The sequence below is a fragment of the Achromobacter sp. Marseille-Q4954 genome (assembly GCF_943737025.1).
GTDB classification, from domain to species: Bacteria; Pseudomonadota; Gammaproteobacteria; order Burkholderiales; family Burkholderiaceae_B; genus Achromobacter; species Achromobacter bronchisepticus_A.
Map to the genome: position 1 here is coordinate 320,831 of NZ_CALSFQ010000004.1, position 16,516 is coordinate 337,346.

Annotated in this window: 18 protein-coding genes; 10 read left to right on the forward strand and 8 right to left on the reverse strand. The window is 68.1% G+C overall.

Annotated elements, in window-relative coordinates; genetic code table 11:
* Window positions 1-18 precede the first annotated feature (18 nt).
* A complete protein-coding gene (locus NGK62_RS29740) occupies window positions 19-912 on the reverse strand; it encodes an MBL fold metallo-hydrolase (RefSeq protein WP_013394808.1) in 894 nt (297 codons plus the stop codon).
* Window positions 913-1,021: 109 nt separating this feature from the next.
* On the opposite strand from NGK62_RS29740, the gene NGK62_RS29745 reads away from it, so the two are divergent.
* Entirely contained in the window at window positions 1,022-1,975 is a 954-nt protein-coding gene (locus tag NGK62_RS29745; RefSeq protein WP_176088235.1) for a LysR substrate-binding domain-containing protein, read from the forward strand.
* Between the two features lie 16 nt (window positions 1,976-1,991).
* Here NGK62_RS29745 and NGK62_RS29750 read toward each other — a convergent pair whose 3' ends face one another.
* Window positions 1,992-2,372: a tautomerase family protein gene (locus NGK62_RS29750; protein ID WP_251881707.1), complete on the reverse strand. Its 381-nt coding sequence runs from the start codon at window positions 2,370-2,372 to the stop codon at window positions 1,992-1,994.
* An 81-nt stretch (window positions 2,373-2,453) separates the two neighbouring features.
* Between NGK62_RS29750 and NGK62_RS29755 the strand changes: the two genes are divergently transcribed.
* Window positions 2,454-3,311, forward strand: a complete 858-nt coding sequence (locus NGK62_RS29755; protein WP_251881709.1) for a LysR substrate-binding domain-containing protein — start codon at window positions 2,454-2,456, stop codon at window positions 3,309-3,311.
* Between the two features lie 17 nt (window positions 3,312-3,328).
* Here the strand turns inward: NGK62_RS29755 and NGK62_RS29760 are convergent, their stop codons facing one another.
* Both NGK62_RS29760 and alr read right to left on the reverse strand, forming a co-directional pair.
* The gene (locus NGK62_RS29760) at window positions 3,329-4,048 is read right to left on the reverse strand and encodes an SDR family oxidoreductase (protein ID WP_042794220.1); all 720 of its coding nucleotides are present in this window, start codon (window positions 4,046-4,048) and stop codon (window positions 3,329-3,331) included.
* Between the two features lie 154 nt (window positions 4,049-4,202).
* Window positions 4,203-5,330, reverse strand: a complete 1,128-nt coding sequence (gene alr / locus NGK62_RS29765; protein ID WP_251881711.1) for an alanine racemase — start codon at window positions 5,328-5,330, stop codon at window positions 4,203-4,205.
* Between the two features lie 129 nt (window positions 5,331-5,459).
* On the opposite strand from alr, the gene hpnC reads away from it, so the two are divergent.
* From hpnC to hpnE, 3 genes are read left to right on the forward strand one after another with little or no spacing between them, the layout of a single operon-like run.
* Entirely contained in the window at window positions 5,460-6,290 is an 831-nt protein-coding gene (gene hpnC / locus NGK62_RS29770; protein WP_059379918.1) for a squalene synthase HpnC, read from the forward strand.
* A gap of 1 nt (window position 6,291) precedes the next feature.
* Window positions 6,292-7,155 (forward strand): presqualene diphosphate synthase HpnD, encoded by an 864-nt coding sequence (hpnD, locus tag NGK62_RS29775; protein ID WP_059379919.1) that lies wholly within the window; start codon window positions 6,292-6,294, stop codon window positions 7,153-7,155.
* Complete coding sequence (hpnE, locus tag NGK62_RS29780) at window positions 7,152-8,474, forward strand: hydroxysqualene dehydroxylase HpnE (protein ID WP_251881713.1); 1,323 nt, start codon at window positions 7,152-7,154, stop codon at window positions 8,472-8,474. Before hpnD ends, hpnE begins: the two co-directional genes overlap by 4 nt.
* Window positions 8,475-8,490: 16 nt before the next feature.
* On the opposite strand, the gene crcB is transcribed toward hpnE, so the two are convergent.
* Together crcB and NGK62_RS29790 are read right to left on the reverse strand one after the other, a co-directional pair.
* Window positions 8,491-8,883 carry a fluoride efflux transporter CrcB gene (crcB, locus tag NGK62_RS29785; protein WP_059379921.1) on the reverse strand — a complete coding sequence of 131 codons (393 nt, stop codon included), beginning with the start codon at window positions 8,881-8,883 and terminating at the stop codon, window positions 8,491-8,493.
* 6 nt (window positions 8,884-8,889) lie between these two features.
* Window positions 8,890-9,444, reverse strand: coding sequence for an HdeD family acid-resistance protein (locus tag NGK62_RS29790; RefSeq protein ID WP_054452451.1), 555 nt, complete (start codon window positions 9,442-9,444; stop codon window positions 8,890-8,892).
* Between the two features lie 188 nt (window positions 9,445-9,632).
* On the opposite strand from NGK62_RS29790, the gene NGK62_RS29795 reads away from it, so the two are divergent.
* Genes NGK62_RS29795 through NGK62_RS29815 form a run of 5 tightly spaced genes read left to right on the forward strand, consistent with a single transcriptional unit; the run spans window position 9,633 to window position 14,039 of the window.
* On the forward strand, window positions 9,633-10,259 hold the full coding sequence (locus tag NGK62_RS29795) for a PepSY-associated TM helix domain-containing protein (RefSeq protein WP_059379922.1): 627 nt from the start codon (window positions 9,633-9,635) through the stop codon (window positions 10,257-10,259).
* A gap of 28 nt (window positions 10,260-10,287) precedes the next feature.
* Complete coding sequence (locus NGK62_RS29800; protein WP_059379923.1) at window positions 10,288-10,803, forward strand: DUF2271 domain-containing protein; 516 nt, start codon at window positions 10,288-10,290, stop codon at window positions 10,801-10,803.
* 20 nt (window positions 10,804-10,823) lie between these two features.
* Window positions 10,824-11,624, forward strand: coding sequence for a DUF4198 domain-containing protein (locus tag NGK62_RS29805; protein WP_059379924.1), 801 nt, complete (start codon window positions 10,824-10,826; stop codon window positions 11,622-11,624).
* A 14-nt stretch (window positions 11,625-11,638) separates the two neighbouring features.
* Window positions 11,639-12,664, forward strand: coding sequence for an FAD:protein FMN transferase (locus NGK62_RS29810; protein WP_502803470.1), 1,026 nt, complete (start codon window positions 11,639-11,641; stop codon window positions 12,662-12,664).
* A gap of 4 nt (window positions 12,665-12,668) precedes the next feature.
* Entirely contained in the window at window positions 12,669-14,039 is a 1,371-nt protein-coding gene (locus tag NGK62_RS29815) for a sulfite reductase subunit alpha (RefSeq protein WP_251881715.1), read from the forward strand.
* 15 nt (window positions 14,040-14,054) lie between these two features.
* On the opposite strand, the gene NGK62_RS29820 is transcribed toward NGK62_RS29815, so the two are convergent.
* Window positions 14,055-15,014, reverse strand: coding sequence for a tripartite tricarboxylate transporter substrate binding protein BugE (locus NGK62_RS29820; protein ID WP_165867952.1), 960 nt, complete (start codon window positions 15,012-15,014; stop codon window positions 14,055-14,057).
* Between the two features lie 32 nt (window positions 15,015-15,046).
* Window positions 15,047-16,516 (reverse strand): N-acyl-D-amino-acid deacylase family protein, encoded by a 1,470-nt coding sequence (locus NGK62_RS29825; RefSeq protein ID WP_251881717.1) that lies wholly within the window; start codon window positions 16,514-16,516, stop codon window positions 15,047-15,049.

The following is a 16,516-nucleotide window of genomic DNA, read 5'->3' on the forward strand; positions in this document are numbered from 1 at the left end:
AGGTATTCCCCGCGGATGCTACAGGTCGATGCGCATCAGGTCGTGCGCCAGCCGCAGCGGGCCCGAGTAGTTCTTGCGGATGTCGGCCACGATCTCGTCCATCAGGTGCGGTCCCATCAGTTCCACCGGCAGATGCTTGGCCGCGGCGCGCTTGATCACCGGGCTGGTCGAATCGAAATGGCCGAAGTGCGTCGCCACCAGGCTCTTGACGCCGGCGCGGCTGGCGATGATGCCCAGGTCCGTGGGGCTGGTGTGCGCATAGGTGCCCACCCCTGTCTTGGCGCGATGCGCGATGAACGATTCGGGAAAGGTGCACTCATGAATCAGCAGGTCTGCGTCCTGCGCCAGGCGCACCATGGCTTCACAGGGCGCCGTGTCGCCGCTGAACGCGATGACCTTGCCTTCGGCCTCCACCCGCACGCCGAAACATTCGCAGACGTCGCGCGGAATGTGCTCCACCCAGTCGACCGAAATGCGCACCCTGCCGTCGTCGAACACCGGGCCAGGGCTGACTTCCCGCACCTCGGGGCGCATGGCTTCCAGATTGGCCTGGCGCACCGGATAGGCGCTGCGCGCCTGGTAGTCGGTGTGGTAGGCGCCGTTCTCGAACAGATGGTCGACGAAATGGCGCGTGCCCTTCGGCCCCAGCACCAGCGGCGCGCCGGTCTTGTTCAGCATCCAGCTGGAAATGACGAAATAGGGATAGTCGCAGATGTGGTCATGGTGCAGGTGCGTCAGGAACACGAAGCCCACCTTCGCAGGATCCACGTTGGCGCGCACCATCTGTCGCGTGGCGCCCTCGCCGCAGTCAAACAGGTAATGGGTATCGTCATCCAGGGTCAGCAGGATGGCAGACTGGCCCCGGTCGGGATCGGGCAGCGCGGCTCCGGTTCCCAGCATCGTGATCTTCATGTTTTCCCCTTTTGCACAGGTCGTTGAACTGCGATCCAGTATAGGTATGGGGTGCATACAATCTAATCAATTATTAGAATGCTGTGATAACCAACAGGAATTCCACAAAATGCCAGCCACTCCCCGCATTCCAGAGCTGCACCACATCGGCGGACGCCTGCGCATGCGCCACCTGGACCTGCTGCGCGCGCTATACGCGCTGGGCAGCGTGCACAAGGCCGCGGCCGAGCTCGGCATGACGCAGCCCGCGGCCAGCAAGCAGCTGCTGGAACTGGAAGACATGTTCGGCGTGCCGCTGTTCCAGCGCACGCGCCGCGGCATCGTGCCCACGGGATTTGGCCATGCGCTGGCGCGCAAGGCCGATGTGCTCTGGTCCGACCTGTCCGGCGCGCGCAACGAGATCGCGGCGCTGGCGGCCGGCGCCAGCGGCCGCATCCGCGTTGGCGTGCAGCAGGTGGCCCTGCCCGTGCTGGTGCCGCGCGCCTTGCAGCGCCTGCGCGCCGACCATGCCGGCGTCACCGTCATGCTGCAGGAAGGCGCGCACGACGCGCTGCTGGCCGGCCTGGCGCGCGGCGAACTCGATTGCGTGCTGGGCCGCCTGATGCTGGACGCCACGCAACCCGTGTTCCGTACCGAGGTCCTGTACGAAGAACCCATCTGCGTGGTGGCGCGCATCGGCCATCCGCTGGCCAAGTCCACCCGCATCACCGCCGCCGCGCTGGCGCGGCAGGACTGGATCCTGCCGCCGCCCCAGGCGCCGCTGCGCCAGCGCATCGACTCCTACTTCGCCGAACAGGGACTGACGCTGCGCGCGCCCATGGCCGAATCGGTATCGCTGCTGGCCAACGAGGTGCTGTTGCGCAGCAGCGACCTGCTTTCGGCCATGCCGCGCGCGGTGGCGCAGCACTACGCCGCGCTGGGCGTGCTGGCCATCCTGAGATTCCGCCCCGACTGGAACCTGCCGCCGGTAGGCGTGGTGCAGCGGGCGCAGGTGGAAGCAGCGCCGGCGCTGCAGCGCTTTCTGGACGCGCTGCGGGTGGAAGCCGGCGCGCTGGGCGCGTAGCGCCCCCTTTCCGGTCTCAAGCGTATTGCGCGAGACCGTATCCGAAAGACCAGTTCTCTTTCGCCACTTCCACCAGGTTCACGAACACGTCCTCGGGCCGCAGGCCAGGGTCATCGCCCAAGCGCTGCGCGATCCGCTGGAACAGTGCCTTCTTCTGTTCCAGGCTGCGCGTGTTGTTCGCCGTGATCTGGATGTACACGAGGTCGTCGCTGCGCGCCACATCCATGTAGGTCGGGCTGTAGCGGAAGTTCGACGCCTCATGCTCGGACATGGTCATGAATTGGTCGTCTTCGGGAACATTGAACGTTTCGCGCATGGCCAGATAGATATTGTCGAAGATGGCCTGGCGATAGGCTTGCGGCTTGCCAGCGCGCAATGAGACATGGACTAGCGGCATGGTGCTTCTCCGTGGTTGTGCCATGCCATGTTAGCCATTCTGATAAGCTATGGCTCTATATTTCAATGATAAGCATCTGAAATGACTGAACGCCCACTGGACGTCGCTGCCGTAAGGGCTTTTGTCCGCATTGCCGAGCTGGGCAGCTTCACGCGCGCCGCCGAAATCCTGCAGACGACGCAAGCGGCCATCAGCCTGAAACTCAAGCGGCTCGAGGACCGGCTTGGTTTCCGCCTGATCGAACGCACGCCGCGGTACGTGGAGCTTTCGGCGCGGGGCGCCGCCTTTCTTGGACAGGCGCGCGAACTCCTGGCGGCGCACGACCGCGCGTTATCCGCGGCCGCCGAGGGCAGGCAGCGCCTTGCCGTCGGCATCAGCGAACACGTGGCGGGACCGGAACTGCCGGCGCTGATCGCACGCATGAACGCGGCGGATCCCCAGTTGCTGATCGAGATCCGGATTGCCTCGTCCGGCGATCTGCTCCAGAGCTACGACCGGCGCGAACTCGATACGGTGATCGTGCGCCTGCATGCGGGACGCGACGACGGCCAGGTCCTGACCAAGGAAAAATTCGGTTGGTTCGCGGCGCCCGACTGGCAGCACCGGGCGGGCGAACCGCTACCCCTGGCCACCATGGCGCAACCTTGCGGCGTGCGCGCCATCGCCGAACAACTGCTCGACGAATCCGGCATACCGTGGGCGGAAGTCTTTGTGGGCGGCGGCGTGATGGCGGTCGCGTCCGCCGTGATGGCGGGACTCGGCGTTGCGGCGTTGTCTCCGCGCATGCTGCCCTTCGGCGCGGTCGACGCGGGCCCCAGGCTGGGACTGCCTGCCCTGCCGCAACTACCAGTCCTATTGCACACCAGGGTCAGGGATGGCCGCGCGCGCGAGGCGCTGACGGCCCTGGGCGCGGCGTTCCGCAGCGCAGTGAAAGGCTGAAAACAAGGCTTGAAGCGTCAGGAACGGCCGCCCAGGCTGCCGCCGCCGTCCACCCCCAACACCTGCCCGGTAATGAAGCCGGCGTCGTCCGACAGCAGGAAGGCGATCGCGGCCGCCACTTCGGCGGGCGTGCCCAAACGCTTCATGGGCACCGAGGCCAGTGCGCGCTTTTCGGCGTCGCTGCCGGCCGGCCGCGTGGCGCGGAACATTTCGGTTTCGATCGGGCCGGGGGCCACCGCGTTGGCGGTGACGCCGTATTCGGCCAGTTCCAGCGCCCAGGTGCGCGTGCAGCCCACCAGCGCGCTCTTGGCGGCCGAATAGGCGGTGCGCTCCAGGCCGCCATGGATGGCGCGGCTGACCACGTTGACGATGCGCCCGGCGCGGCGCACCTTCATGGATTCGATGAAGGCCTGGGTGACTTGCACCGCCACGCGCACGTTCAGGTCGAGCACGTTGTACAGCGTGGCCAGGTCGATCTCGCCCAGCGGCTGGGGCGAGACGATGCCCACGTTGTTGACCACGGCATCGACCGGGAATTTCTCGCGGATCTCGCGCAGCACCTCTTCGGTGCGGCCGGCGTCCGCCAGGTCACAGGCATAGAGGTAGCCCGGGAAATCCACGTCGGTGGTGTTGCGCGCGATGCCCACCACATGACATCCCATGTCGGACAGCCGCTGAGTAAGCGCCCAGCCTATGCCTTTGGTGGCGCCCGTGACGAGCACGCATTTGTCCTTCATGGGTTGAAACCTCGCTTCTGTTTTCTTGGTAAAAAACGGGCGCTTGGGCGCCCGGTCTTCCAAGTAGACACCATCCGGCGTCACCTGTCTTGTAAATTGCGTAGCAATTCTTGCCTGCCGGACAGCCTGCCCGGCAGCCAGGAGCCGGCGCGTTTCAGACGTCCCGGGTGACCGGAACGCGTGGCGCCAGGGCGCACAGCAGCTCGTAGCCGATGGTGCCGGCGGCCAGGGCCACCTCGTCCACGGAGGGGCCTTCCTCGCCCCAGAGCGACACGGGCGAGCCGACGCCGGCGGTGGGGACAGGCCCCAGATCGACGATCAGCATGTCCATGGAAACACGGCCCACCAATTGGGTGCGGATGCCGGCCACCACCACCGGCGTGCCGGTGGTCGCGTGGCGCGGATAGCCGTCGGCATAACCGCAGGCCACGATGCCGATGCGCATGGAGCGTTCGGCGCGGAAGATGGCGCCATAGCCGACCGAATCGCCGGCCTTCAGATCCTGCACGGCAATGATTTCCGAGCGCAGCGACATGGCCGGTTTCAGACCGAAGGAAGAGGCTTCGGCGTCCGCGAACGGCGACGCGCCGTACAGGCAAATGCCCGGGCGCACCCAGTGCGCCTGGTTTTCCGAAGCGACCGCGATCTCGGCGAAGCGCAGCGTGGCAGCCGAATTGCAGACGCTGATGGCGCCCGGCATCTTATGCGTCACCGAATTGAACACCGCCAGTTGCTCGTTCACGCCCTGGGGGCCGTCGGCGCAGGCGAAATGGGTCATCTTGCCCACCGAGCCCAGCACGCCCTGCTGCTGCAACAGCATGGCGCGCTCATGCGCCGCGGCGTAGGCTGCGGGGCTGAAGCCCAGGCGGTTCATGCCGCTGTTCAGCTTGAGCATGATGTCGACGCGGCGCGAGAAGCGCGCGCGGGCCAGCATGTCCAGCTGCTCCCGGCTGTGCACCGTGGTGCTCAGGTGGTAGCGGTCGACGATGTCCAGGTCGGAGGGTTCGAAAAAGCCTTCCAGCAGCAGGATGGGGCCGCCCCAGCCCGCCTCGCGGCAGCGCACGGCTTCGTCCAGGTCCAGCATCGCCAAACCTTGCGCCTTGGAAAAGCCGGCCACGGCCTGCTCGATGCCGTGCCCATAGGCATTGGCCTTGATCACTGCCCAGATGGAAGGCGGCAGGCCGGAAGCGGCGGCCGCCGTCTGGTCCAGGTGGCGGCGCACGGCCGCAAGATTGTGCGCAAGCGCGGAAACGGAGACGGTGGCGGATATGGGACGCGGCATGGTGTGGGATCCTGTGGCGCTTAAGTCTAACTGATCCGCGTCCCGCACGGCGTCGCGCCATGCCGCCTGGATGCGACTACTCTAAAATGGATCGGTCCAGGCCCCCGGGCCAGATCCGCAAGTCCAAATATGCCCATCGATCACTACGAGAACTTTCCCGTCGCCTCGCTGCTGCTGCCGCGCAGGCTGCGCGGCGCCGTGACCGATATCTACCGTTTCGCCCGCGCAGCGGACGATATCGCCGACGAAGGCAGCGCCACCGACGCGCAACGGCTGAGCCAGCTGGCCGCGTTCCGCGCCGAGCTGCACCGCATCGGCGCCGAACCCGGCGCCACGCCCGCGCCCGGCTCGCCCGAACTGGCCGGCATCTTCGTGCCGCTCGCGGCCACCATCGCGCGCCACCAGTTGCCCATCACGCCGTTCTACGACCTGCTGTCCGCCTTCGAACAGGACATCAGCGTCAAGCGCTACGAAGACTACGCCACGCTGGCGGATTACTGCACCCGCTCCGCCAATCCCGTGGGCAGGCTGATGCTGCACCTGTTCGAAGCCACCAATCCGCACAACGTGACCGAGGCCGACGCCATCTGCACCGGCCTGCAGCTGGTGAATTTCTGGCAGGATGTGCGGGTGGACTGGCACAAGCAGCGCGTCTACCTGCCGCAGGAAGACCTGCGCCGCCATGGCGTGACGGACGAGGACCTGGCCGCCTGCCGGTTGACGCCCGCCTGGCGCGACCTGATGGCCTTCGAAGTCGAACGCGCCCGCGCACTGCTACACTTCGGCGCTCCGCTGGCGCGCCGCCTGCCGGGCCGCATGGGCCTGGAGCTGCGCCTGGTGGTGCAAGGCGGGCTGCGCGTGCTGGAGCGTATCGAGGCGGGCGGCTACGATGTATTCATGAATCGCCCCGAATTGGGCGCCAAAGATTGGGCCATCATGTTGTGGCGCGCAATTACCTGATATGACCCCTGACGAATATTGCCAGGAGAAAGCCGCCAAGAGCGGTTCCAGCTTCTACTACTCGTTCCTCTTCCTGCCGCCCGAGCGGCGGCGCGCCATCACGGCCCTGTACGCGTTCTGCCGCGAAGTGGACGACGTGGTGGACGAGTGCACCGACCCGTCGCTGGCCCGCGTCAAGCTGGCCTGGTGGCGCACGCAGGTCGACCAGATGTACAACGGCAATCCGGACCACCCGGTGACGCGCGCCCTGCAGCCGCACCTGCAAAGCTGTTCGATCACGCGCGAACGCCTGCTGGCCGTCATCGATGGCATGGAAATGGACCTGGACCAGACCCGCTACCTGGACTGGCCGGGCCTGCGCAAGTACTGCTGGCACGCCGCCGGCGTGGTGGGCGAACTGTCGGCCGGCGTCTTCGGCTATTCCGACCCCAAGACCCTGGTCTACGCGGAGAAGCTGGGCCTGGCGTTCCAGATGACCAACATCATCCGCGACGTGGGCGACGACGCCCGCCGCGGCCGCATCTACCTGCCCGTCAACGACATGCAGCAATTCGAGGTCAAGGCCTCGGACATCCTGAACGGCGAATACTCCGACCGCTTCAGCGCGCTGATGAAGTTCCAGGCCGAGCGCGCCCGCGGGCTGTACCGCGAGGCCATGAGCAACCTGCCCGAGGCCGACCGCCGCGCGCAGCGCCCGGGCCTGATGATGGCGGCCATCTACCACGCGCTGCTCGACGAGATCGAACGCGACAACTGGCAGGTGCTGCACCAGCGCATCTCGCTCACCCCTTTGCGCAAGCTGTGGCTCGCCTGGAAGACCTGGGTGGGCGGCGGACGCGGACTGGTCCGCCGGTTGGCGCGGTGAAGGCCGCGGTCATCGGCGCCGGCTGGGCTGGCCTGGCAGCCAGCGTCGCCCTGCGCGAAGCCGGCGCCAAAGTCACCGTCTTCGAAGCCGGCCATACGCCCGGCGGCCGCGCCCGGCGCGTCTTCCACACCGATTTCGACGCGCCGCTGGACAACGGCCAGCACCTGCTGTCGGGCGCCTACAAGCACACGCTGGCGCTGATGCGCCGCGTCGGCCGCAACCCCGACGCCTTGCTGATGCGCCGGCCGCTGCAGTTGGCCAGCCTGGACGGCCGCTTCCGCCTGGCCGCGCCGCGGCTGCCGGCGCCGTTGCACATGGCGGCGGCGATCCTGCGCGCGCGCGGCCTGGCCTGGAAGGACCGCCTGGCGACCCTGCGCCTGATGCGCGGCCTGAAAGCCATGGCCTGGACGCCGCCGCGCGAATGGACCGTCCTGCATCTGCTGCACTACCACGCGCAATCGGATGCGCTGATCCGTCAGGTCTGGGAACCGCTCTGCCTGGCCGCGCTGAACACGCCGACCGCCACGGCCAGCGCCGCGCTGTTTGCGCGCGTGCTGCGCGACAGCCTGACCGGCAGCCGCGAAAACAGCGACATGCTGCTGCCCTGCACCGACCTGTCCGCGCTCTGGCCCGACGCCGCCGCGCGCCAGGTGACCATGCGCTACGGCAGCACCGTGCGCCAGCTCCGCCCGTCGGCTGAAGGCATCGACATCAACCAGGAACGGTTCGATGCAGCCGTGCTGGCGGTGCCTCCCACCTTTGCCGCGCGGCTGCTCGACGCGCCGTTGCGGGAAGCCGGCGCCACCGGGCTGCTGGATGCGCTCAAGGCGTTCGAATACATGCCCATCGCCACGCTGAACCTGCGGCTGCAGGATCCCTGGCGCCTGCCCGAACCCATGATGATGCTGCGCGAGGAATCCGCCCGCGACCACTACGGCCAATGGCTGTTCGACCGCGCGCAACTGGCCGGCGACACCAAGGCCGGCGAACTGGCGGTCGTGACCAGCGCGGCCACCGGCCTCGCGGAACGCAACCGCCGGCAGCTCATCGAGGCGCTGATCGACCAAGTGGCCGAACAGGCGGCGCGCCATCCCGCGCGCCTGCCGGCCATGCCGGAGGTGGCGGCCGCCGAACTGTTCATCGAAAAACGCGCGACCTTCGCGGCAGTGCCGGGCCTGACACGGCCGCTGAATACCACGCCCTGGCCCACCCTGGCGCTGGCCGGCGACTGGACCGACACGGGCTATCCGGGCGTGCTGGAAGGCGCGGTGCGCAGTGGCCTGCAGGCCGCTCGCGTGCTGAATCCGGCAGCGGCCTGAACGCCGCCCGCAGGCCTTAGCGTAACAGGCTGGCGGTGGCCAGGCCGGCCGCCGTCAGCAGCAGCGACCCGATCAGGCTGAACCCCGCATAGCCCAGCGCGCTGGCGTAGGCGCCGCGCTCCAGCATGGCCACCGTCTCGGCCGAAAAGGTCGAAAACGTGGTCAAGCCCCCCATGAAACCCGTGATTGCGCCCAGCCGCACCCAGGCCGGCCATTCCGGATGCCCGGCCACCAGCGCCAACGCCAGCCCAACCAGATAGCCGCCGGCCAGGTTCACCACGAAGGTGCCCCAGGGCCAGGACTCCACGTTGAGCCACATGCTGACCAGCCAGCGGGTCCAGGCGCCGAACATGGCGCCCAGGCCCACGGCCAGGAAATTCAGGGGAATCAGGGTTTGGTATGCGGACATCGGATTTCAGGACGCCTTGTGCTGTTTGAGGCGGAAGGAAAAGACCAGCAGCAGTATGCCGAAAAACACGGCGTAGGCGCCGATGACCCAGACCAGCGCCAGCGCGCCCGCGCCGGGCTGCATGATCAGCATGCCGCCGAACAGGATGGACACCAGGCCCGAGAGGCCCAGCAGCCACTCATTACGGATGTCCTTGCGGAAACGGATCGCCGCCACGACCTGGAATATGCCGGACACCAGCGCCCAGATCGCAATGATATAGAGCAGGACCAGCGCGGTCAGGCCGGGATAGAGGAAGGTGACGATGCCGGCCGCGATCCCCAGCAGGCCCACGATGATGAGCGCCCACAGGGGTTTGCCGTTGTCGCGGATGCGCACGCCGGCGACCAGGGCCAGCACGCCGTCCACCAGCGCGAAAGCGCCCCACACCAGCACCAGCGCGGACAAGGTGATGGCGGGCATGAGCAAGGCCATGAGCCCGAACAGGATGGCGACCACGCCGCGCAACGCCACCCAACCCCAATGACGACCGATCTGATCCACGACTTGCTGTTCAAGCATGACGACCTCCGGTGTTTGTAACGGGTGGCCTATCTTATCGCCGCTGGCAGACAGGCGCCACGACGCCCCCGCCCTGCCGCGACGCGCGGCCCGAAATCGATTGAAATTTCCTCGGGCGGGCAGACGCAACATTTATAAGAGTCATTCTCATTAAATGTTAGAATCCGCGGGCTTTCACCCTATACCCCATGGACAGTCAACCCACTCCCCGCCGCCGTGCCTATTGGCTCAAGACACTGCACCAATGGCATTGGATCAGCTCGGCGCTGTGCCTGCTGGGCATGCTGTTGTTCGCGGTGACGGGCCTGACCCTGAACAACGCCTCGCACATCGAGGCCCGGGCGGTCGTGACCAGCCGCGAGGCCCGCATGCCGGACGCCGTGCTGCAGCAATTGTCCCCTCCTCCCGCGCAAAAAAAGGCGCCGTTGCCCGCGCCCGTGGCGCAATGGCTGGACCAGACGCTGGACGCCTCCGCCGCCGGCAAACCCGCCGAATGGTCGGCCGACGAGGTCTACCTGTCGCTGCCGCGCGCCGGCGGCGACGCCTGGCTGTCCATTGACCTGGCCAGCGGCGACGTGGAATACGAACGCACCGACCGCGGCTGGATCTCGTACCTGAACGACCTGCACAAGGGCCGCAACACCGGCCTGGCCTGGAGCTGGTTCCTGGACATCTTCGCCGTCGCCTGTCTGGTCTTTTCGCTGACCGGTCTGGTGCTGCTCAAGATGCACGCCGGCAACCGCAGCGCGACCTGGCCCATGGTCGGCCTGGGCGTGGTGATCCCGGTGGTGCTGGCCCTGCTTTTCATACATTGATTCCAACGATCCGCCCCTGGAGATTTCCATGCGCAAGCTGTTGTTGTCGGCCCTGCTGGCCGGCCTGATCGCCCGAACGGCCCAAGCGGCCGACATCGGCCTGTCCATCGAGATCCCGCGCCTGGACGTGGCGGAATACCACCGTCCCTACGTCGCGATCTGGATCGAAAACCCAGATCAGAGCGTCGCGACCGACCTGGCCGTCTGGTACGACGTGGCCAAGAAGAACAACGAAGGCACGGAATGGCTCAAGGACATGCGCCAATGGTGGCGCCGCAGCGGCCGCAATCAGCAGTTCCCGGTGGACGGCGTCAGCGGCGCGACCAAGCCCGTGGGCAAGCACGCGCTGAGCTTTGACGCGGCCAGCAAGCCGCTGTCGGGCCTGAAGCCTGGCCAGTACGCCGTGGTGGTCGAAGCCGCGCGAGAAGTCGGCGGCCGCGAGCTGCTGCGCATTCCCTTCCAATGGCCGCCGCAAAAGGCCGGGCAATTGACCGCGCGCGGCGAACACGAACTGGGCGCCATCGCGCTCGACCTGAAACCTTGAGACCTCCTAGGAGCGCAACGATGAAATCCGCCGCCAAACTGGCCGCCGCCCTGGCGCTGTGCCTGCCCTTCGCCTCCCAGGCGCATGACGTCTGGATGGTGCCGTCCTCGACGGTGCTGTCCGGCGTCGACAGCTGGGTCACCGTCGACGCCGCCGTCGGCAACGACAAGTTCTATTTCAACCACGCCCCGCTGCGCCTGGACGGCCTGGCCGTGACGGCTCCGGACGGCAGCGCCGCCGAAGCCGAAAACGTCAATAAGGGCAAGCTGCGCAGCACCTTCGACCTGCAACTGAAGCAGGCCGGCACGTACCGCGTGGCCGTGGTCAACGACGGCGTGTTCGCGCGCTGGAAGGAAGACGGCAAGAACAAGCGCTACTTCGGCAAGCCCGAAGGCCTGGCGCAGGCCGTGCCGGCCAAGGCCGATGAGCTGGAAGTCTCGCAAAGCCTGGGTCGCGTCGAAACCTTCGTGACCGCCGGCAAGCCCTCGGCCGTCAAGCCGGTCGGCCGCGGCCTGGAACTGGCCCCCGTGACCCACCCGAACGACCTGTTCACCGACGAGCCCGCCACCTTCCAGATGCTGCTGGACGGCAAGCCCGCCGCCGACCTGGAAGTCAACGTGGTGCCCGGCGGCAGCCGTTATCGCGACAAGGTCGGCGAAATCCAGCTGAAGACGGACAAGGACGGCAAGTTCTCCGTGAAGTGGCCGCAGCCCGGCCTGTACTGGATCGAGGCTGGCATGGAAGATGCCAAGGTCAGCGTGCCGCAAGCCAAGAAGCGCCGCCTGTCCTACGCAGGCACGGTCGAAGTGCTGCAGCCCTAAGCCGCCGCAGGCGCATGGCCAACTCTCCTTCCTACGCCCAGAGCGGCGCGCCGGCTACTGCCGTGCGCGTCGCCTATGGCGCCATGCCCGCAATGCCGGCAGCGCCCGCGGCGCTGGCCGGCGCCACCATGGGCACCACCTGGTCGGCGCGCATGGCGCTGCCGGCCGGGCGCACGGAAGCCGCGGCGCGCCATGCCATCCAGGCGGCGCTGGACGAAGTGGTCGCCCAGATGAGCACCTGGGAAGCGGATTCCGACATCACGCGCTACAACCAGGCCGCCGCTGGCTGGCAGGAATTGCCGGCGGGATTCTTCCATGTGCTGAGCCACGCGCTGGCGCTGGCCGGGGACACTGGCGGCGCTTATGACCCCACGGTGGGACCGCTGGTGAACGCCTGGGGGTTCGGTCCGCACCAGCGCGCCTTCGAGCCGCCCGCGCCTGCCGCCATCGAGGCCGCGCGCGCCCGCTGCGGCTGGCGCCGCGTGCAACTGGACACCGAACGCCGCGCCGCGCTGCAGCCGGGCGGCGCCTATCTGGATCTTTCCTCCATCGCCAAGGGTTACGGCGTGGACCGCGCCGCGATGGCGCTCGATGCGCTGGGCATCACTCAATACCTGGTCGAAGTCGGCGGCGAATTGCGCGCGCGCGGCAAACGGCCCGACGGCCAGCCCTGGCGCGTGGCGATCGAAGTGCCGGACGCCAGCGACGACCATGCGCTGGCGCTGCCGCTGTCCGACCGCAGCATCGCCACCTCGGGCGATTACCGCCGCCACGCGGGCAGCGGCGACGAGCGCTACGCCCACACCATCGATCCGCGCACGGGTATGCCGGTGCGCAACAATCTGGCCTCGGTCACCGTGCTGCATCCCGGATGCATGCAGGCCGACGCGCTCGCCACCGCCCTGACCGTGCTGGGCGCAGACGAGGGTCTGGCCTATGCGCGCCGCCACGATCTGGCGGCCTTGTTCATCCTGCGCGAGCGCGACGCCTGGCGCGTCGTTGCCACGCCCGCATTCCAGGCGCTGGCCGCCATAGCCTGACGACATGCCAGCAACCCGGTTGATCGCGGCAGCATGCGTGGTGGGAGCCTGGTTGCTCCTGTGCCTCTGGGCCCGCCGCCGCGCCAAGCGCCATGAGGCGCAACAGGCGCTGGCACTGCAAGCCCTGCAAGCGCCCGTCCCCGAAGACACCTTGCTGGTCGCCTACGCCACGCAGACCGGCTACGCCGAATCGCTGGCGGCGCAGACCGCCGAATCCCTGCGCGCGGGCGGTCTCGCCGTGCGCGTGGCGGCGCTGGAACAGCTGGACGCCAAGCGTCTGGCGGCGTATCGCCGCATGCTGTTCGTGGTCAGCACCTATGGCGAAGGCGATCCGCCAGACGCCGCCGCGACCTTCGCCGGACAGATGCAGCTGGCGGTCCCGGCGCTTGCCGGCGCGCACTACGCGGTGCTGGCGCTGGGCGACAGCGAATATGCCCAGTTCTGCGGCTTCGGCCATCGCCTGGACGACTGGCTGCACGCCCAGGGCGCGACGCCGTTGTTCGATCTGGTTGAAGTCGACAACGGCGACCCCGCCGCCCTGCGCCATTGGCAGCACCACCTGGGCCTGCTGGCAGGACGCAGCGACCTGCCCGATTGGCAGGCGCCCGTCTACGAATCGTGGCGCCTGGCCGCGCGCGAACAGCTCAATCCGCACAGCCAGGGCGGCCCCTGCTATCTGCTGACGCTGACGCCGCCAGCCGATGGCGTGCGCGGCTGGCAGGCCGGCGACATCGCCGAGATCGGCCCGCGGCGCGAAGCCGGCGGCCCCTTGCTCGCGCACCGCGAATACTCGATCGCATCGCTGCCGGAAGACGGTTCGATCCAATTGCTGGTGCGCCAGATGCGCGGCGCCGATGGCGCGCTGGGCCTGGGCAGCGGCTGGCTCACCCATATCGCGCAGCCCGGCGACGCGATCGACCTGCGCGTGCGCGTCAACCGCAATTTCCACGCGCCTGCCGACGACCGCCCGCTGCTGCTGGTGGGCAATGGCACCGGCCTGGCCGGCCTGCGCGCGCTGATCAAGGCGCGCCGCGCCGCGGGCCAGCGCCGCAACTGGCTGGTGTTCGGCGAACGCAACGCGGCGCACGACTGGTTCTGCCGGGAAGAGATCGACGCCTGGCGCAATGACGGCACGCTGGAACGCGTGGACGCGGTGTTCTCGCGTGACCAGGCCGAGCGCCGCTACGTACAGCACCATCTGCGCGAACAAGCTGAAGCCGTGCGCGCCTGGGCCGACGCGGGCGCCGCCATCTACGTCTGCGGCAGCCTGCAAGGCATGGCCGGCGGCGTGGACGCCGCCCTGCAGGACATACTGGGCGCCGCGCGCCTGCAGGCCATGCAGCGCGACGGCCGCTACCGCCGCGACGTGTATTGAACGCGTCCGCTGCGTTTACTGCAGCTTGATGTCGGCCTTCTCGATCACGGTCTTCCAGCGGTCGCGTTCGGCGCGGATCTGCTGGCCGAACTCGGCCGGGGTATTGCCCAGCGGAAATGCGCCCGTCTCTTCCATCTTGGCCGCTGTCGCCGGATCGCGCACGGCGCGAGCGAAGGCGTCGGCCAGCTTGTCGCGCACGTCGTCGGGCATGCCGGCAGGTCCCACCACGCCGTACCAGGCCGTCACGTCGTAGTCCTTGTAGCCCTGCTCCGCGAACGTCGGCACGTCCGGCAGACGCGGGTTGCGCTGGGCGCCGGTGATGGCCAGGGCGCGCAGGTGATTGCTCTTCAGGTAGGGCAGCGACGACGGGAAGTTATCGAAGATCACCGGCACCACCCCGCCCACCGTATCGGTCAGCGCGGGCGCCGAACCGCGATAGGAAATGCTGTTCATCTTGCCGCCGATGATCTGCAGGAACCAGATCATGCCCAGGTCGTTCACGCCGCCGGCGCCAGCGTTGGCATAGCCGTCCTTGTTGGGATTGGCGCGCACGTGCTCGACGAACTCGCCCAGCGTCTTGGCCGGGAACTGCGGATTCACGCTGAGGATGTTGGGGCTGGTGACCAGGTTGCTGACGGGCGTGAAATCCTTGACCGGATCGTAGGTCAGCTTCGGGAACAGGTGCGGCGCGGTGCCGTGCGTGCTGACGGTGGCCAGGCCCACGGTGTAGCCGTCCGGCTTGGCGCGCGCCGTGGCGGTCATGCCTATGGTGCCGGACGCGCCCGTGCGGTTCTCCACGACGATCTGCTGGCCCAGGATCTCGCCCGCCTTGGCGGCCGCGAGCCGGCCCACGATGTCGGTCGGGCCGCCCGCCGGGAACGGCACGATCAGCGTGATGGGATGGTCGGGAAAAGCCGCGTGGGCGGCGGGCAGCATGGCGGCCAGCGCCAGGGCTACGCAAGTCTTGCGCATCATGGGTATGTCTCCTGTAGGGATGGTTGGAATTCTTATGCGGCCGCGCCGGCGGCGGCTTGCGCCATTGCTTCACGGCGCAGGATCTTGCCAGGCCGCGCCATGCCGGCTTCAGCCGGGTAGACCTGCTGGCCGTTGACCAGCACGTGCTCCACGCCCGCGGAGGCCAGCGTCGGCGCCTCCCAGGTAGCGCGGTCCTCGACCGTGTCGGCGTCGAACACGACGATGTCGGCCCAGGCGCCCTCGCTCAACTGGCCGCGCCCGGCCAGGCCGAACACGCGGGCCGGCAGGGAAGTCATCTTGGCGACGGCGGTCTCCAGCGTCATCAGCTCGGCCTCGCGCACGTAGCGGCCCAGCACGCGCGTGAAGCTGCCCCACAGCCGGGGATGCGGATGGGCGTCGTTGGGCAGGCCGTCCGAACCCACCATGCAGCACTCGTGCTGGAAGATGCGCTGTACCTCGGCCTCGTCCATGGCGAAGTAGATCGCGCCCGCCGGACACAGGCGCTGCGCCGCGGTGGTCTTGTCGCAGCCCCAGCGCGCCGCAATGTCGCTGAGGAATTGGCCGCCGCATTCGGGATGCGGTGTGGACCAGGTGATACGTATGTCCTCGATGGTTTCGGCGCGCTCCGGAATCAGGATGGTGGAGCTGCCGGGGTACGGGTAAATGTCCAGCGCCACCTCCACGCCGTCGCCGCGCGCGCGGTCGATGTTCGCCAGCGTGGCGCGGCTCTTGCCCCAGTTCTGCGGCATCATGCATTTGTGGTGCGACAGCACGGTGGCGCAGCCCGTGTTGCGCCCCACCGAGAGCACCTCGTCGACGGCTGCCTCGACCTCGTCGCCCTCGTTGCGGATATGGCTGGTGTGCATGGCGCCACGCGCCGCCGCCACCCGCGCGAGCCCCTCCAGTTCGGCGGGACGCGCCGCGCCGCCAGGCTGGTAGGCCAGGCCGGTGCTGAAGCCCACCGCGCCCGCGGCCAGGGCTTCGTCCAGCATGCGCTGCATGCTTTCCTGCTCCTCGGCCGTAGGCTGCGCCGCCGGGTCGCGCATGGCGGCCAGGCGCAGGTTGGCGTGCCCCACCAGGGCCGCCACGTTGATCATGGGCTGCTGCGCGCGCAGCTCGCCGAAATAGGCCTGCATGTCGGCGAACAAGGGCGTTTCCCCCAGCAAGGCCAGCGCCGCGGCGGTATTGCCCGGCAAGGGCGCCGGCGCGCCGCTCACGCCGCAATTGCCCACCACCACCGACGTGATGCCTTGCGTGGTCTTCCATTCCAGGCCAGGCCGCTCCACGAACATCAGGTCGTCATGGCCGTGCACGTCGATGAAGCCGGGAGCCACGATCTTGCCGCGCGCATCCACCCGGCGCGCGGCCGCCTTGCCCGACAGGTCGCCGATGGCGGCGATGCGCTCGCCCGCCACGCCCACGTCGGCGCGCCGCCTAGGGCCGCCCAGGCCGTCGATGACCCATCCGCCTTCAATGATCAGATCCAGAGGTTCCTGCCGCAT

Coding starts and splice junctions, on each gene's coding strand:
- NGK62_RS29745 (WP_176088235.1), top strand. CDS start 1,022: ATGCCAGCCACTCCCCGCATTCCAGAGCTGCACCACATCGGCGGACGC.
- NGK62_RS29820 (WP_165867952.1), bottom strand. CDS start 15,014: ATGATGCGCAAGACTTGCGTAGCCCTGGCGCTGGCCGCCATGCTGCCC.
- hpnD (WP_059379919.1), top strand. CDS start 6,292: ATGACCCCTGACGAATATTGCCAGGAGAAAGCCGCCAAGAGCGGTTCC.
- NGK62_RS29815 (WP_251881715.1), top strand. CDS start 12,669: ATGCCAGCAACCCGGTTGATCGCGGCAGCATGCGTGGTGGGAGCCTGG.
- NGK62_RS29740 (WP_013394808.1), bottom strand. CDS start 912: ATGAAGATCACGATGCTGGGAACCGGAGCCGCGCTGCCCGATCCCGAC.
- alr (WP_251881711.1), bottom strand. CDS start 5,330: ATGCCGCGTCCCATATCCGCCACCGTCTCCGTTTCCGCGCTTGCGCAC.
- hpnC (WP_059379918.1), top strand. CDS start 5,460: ATGCCCATCGATCACTACGAGAACTTTCCCGTCGCCTCGCTGCTGCTG.
- NGK62_RS29805 (WP_059379924.1), top strand. CDS start 10,824: ATGAAATCCGCCGCCAAACTGGCCGCCGCCCTGGCGCTGTGCCTGCCC.
- NGK62_RS29795 (WP_059379922.1), top strand. CDS start 9,633: ATGGACAGTCAACCCACTCCCCGCCGCCGTGCCTATTGGCTCAAGACA.
- NGK62_RS29750 (WP_251881707.1), bottom strand. CDS start 2,372: ATGCCGCTAGTCCATGTCTCATTGCGCGCTGGCAAGCCGCAAGCCTAT.
- NGK62_RS29760 (WP_042794220.1), bottom strand. CDS start 4,048: ATGAAGGACAAATGCGTGCTCGTCACGGGCGCCACCAAAGGCATAGGC.
- NGK62_RS29755 (WP_251881709.1), top strand. CDS start 2,454: ATGACTGAACGCCCACTGGACGTCGCTGCCGTAAGGGCTTTTGTCCGC.
- NGK62_RS29790 (WP_054452451.1), bottom strand. CDS start 9,444: ATGCTTGAACAGCAAGTCGTGGATCAGATCGGTCGTCATTGGGGTTGG.
- crcB (WP_059379921.1), bottom strand. CDS start 8,883: ATGTCCGCATACCAAACCCTGATTCCCCTGAATTTCCTGGCCGTGGGC.
- NGK62_RS29825 (WP_251881717.1), bottom strand. CDS start 16,516: ATGCGGCAGGAACCTCTGGATCTGATCATTGAAGGCGGATGGGTCATC.
- NGK62_RS29800 (WP_059379923.1), top strand. CDS start 10,288: ATGCGCAAGCTGTTGTTGTCGGCCCTGCTGGCCGGCCTGATCGCCCGA.
- NGK62_RS29810 (WP_502803470.1), top strand. CDS start 11,639: ATGGCCAACTCTCCTTCCTACGCCCAGAGCGGCGCGCCGGCTACTGCC.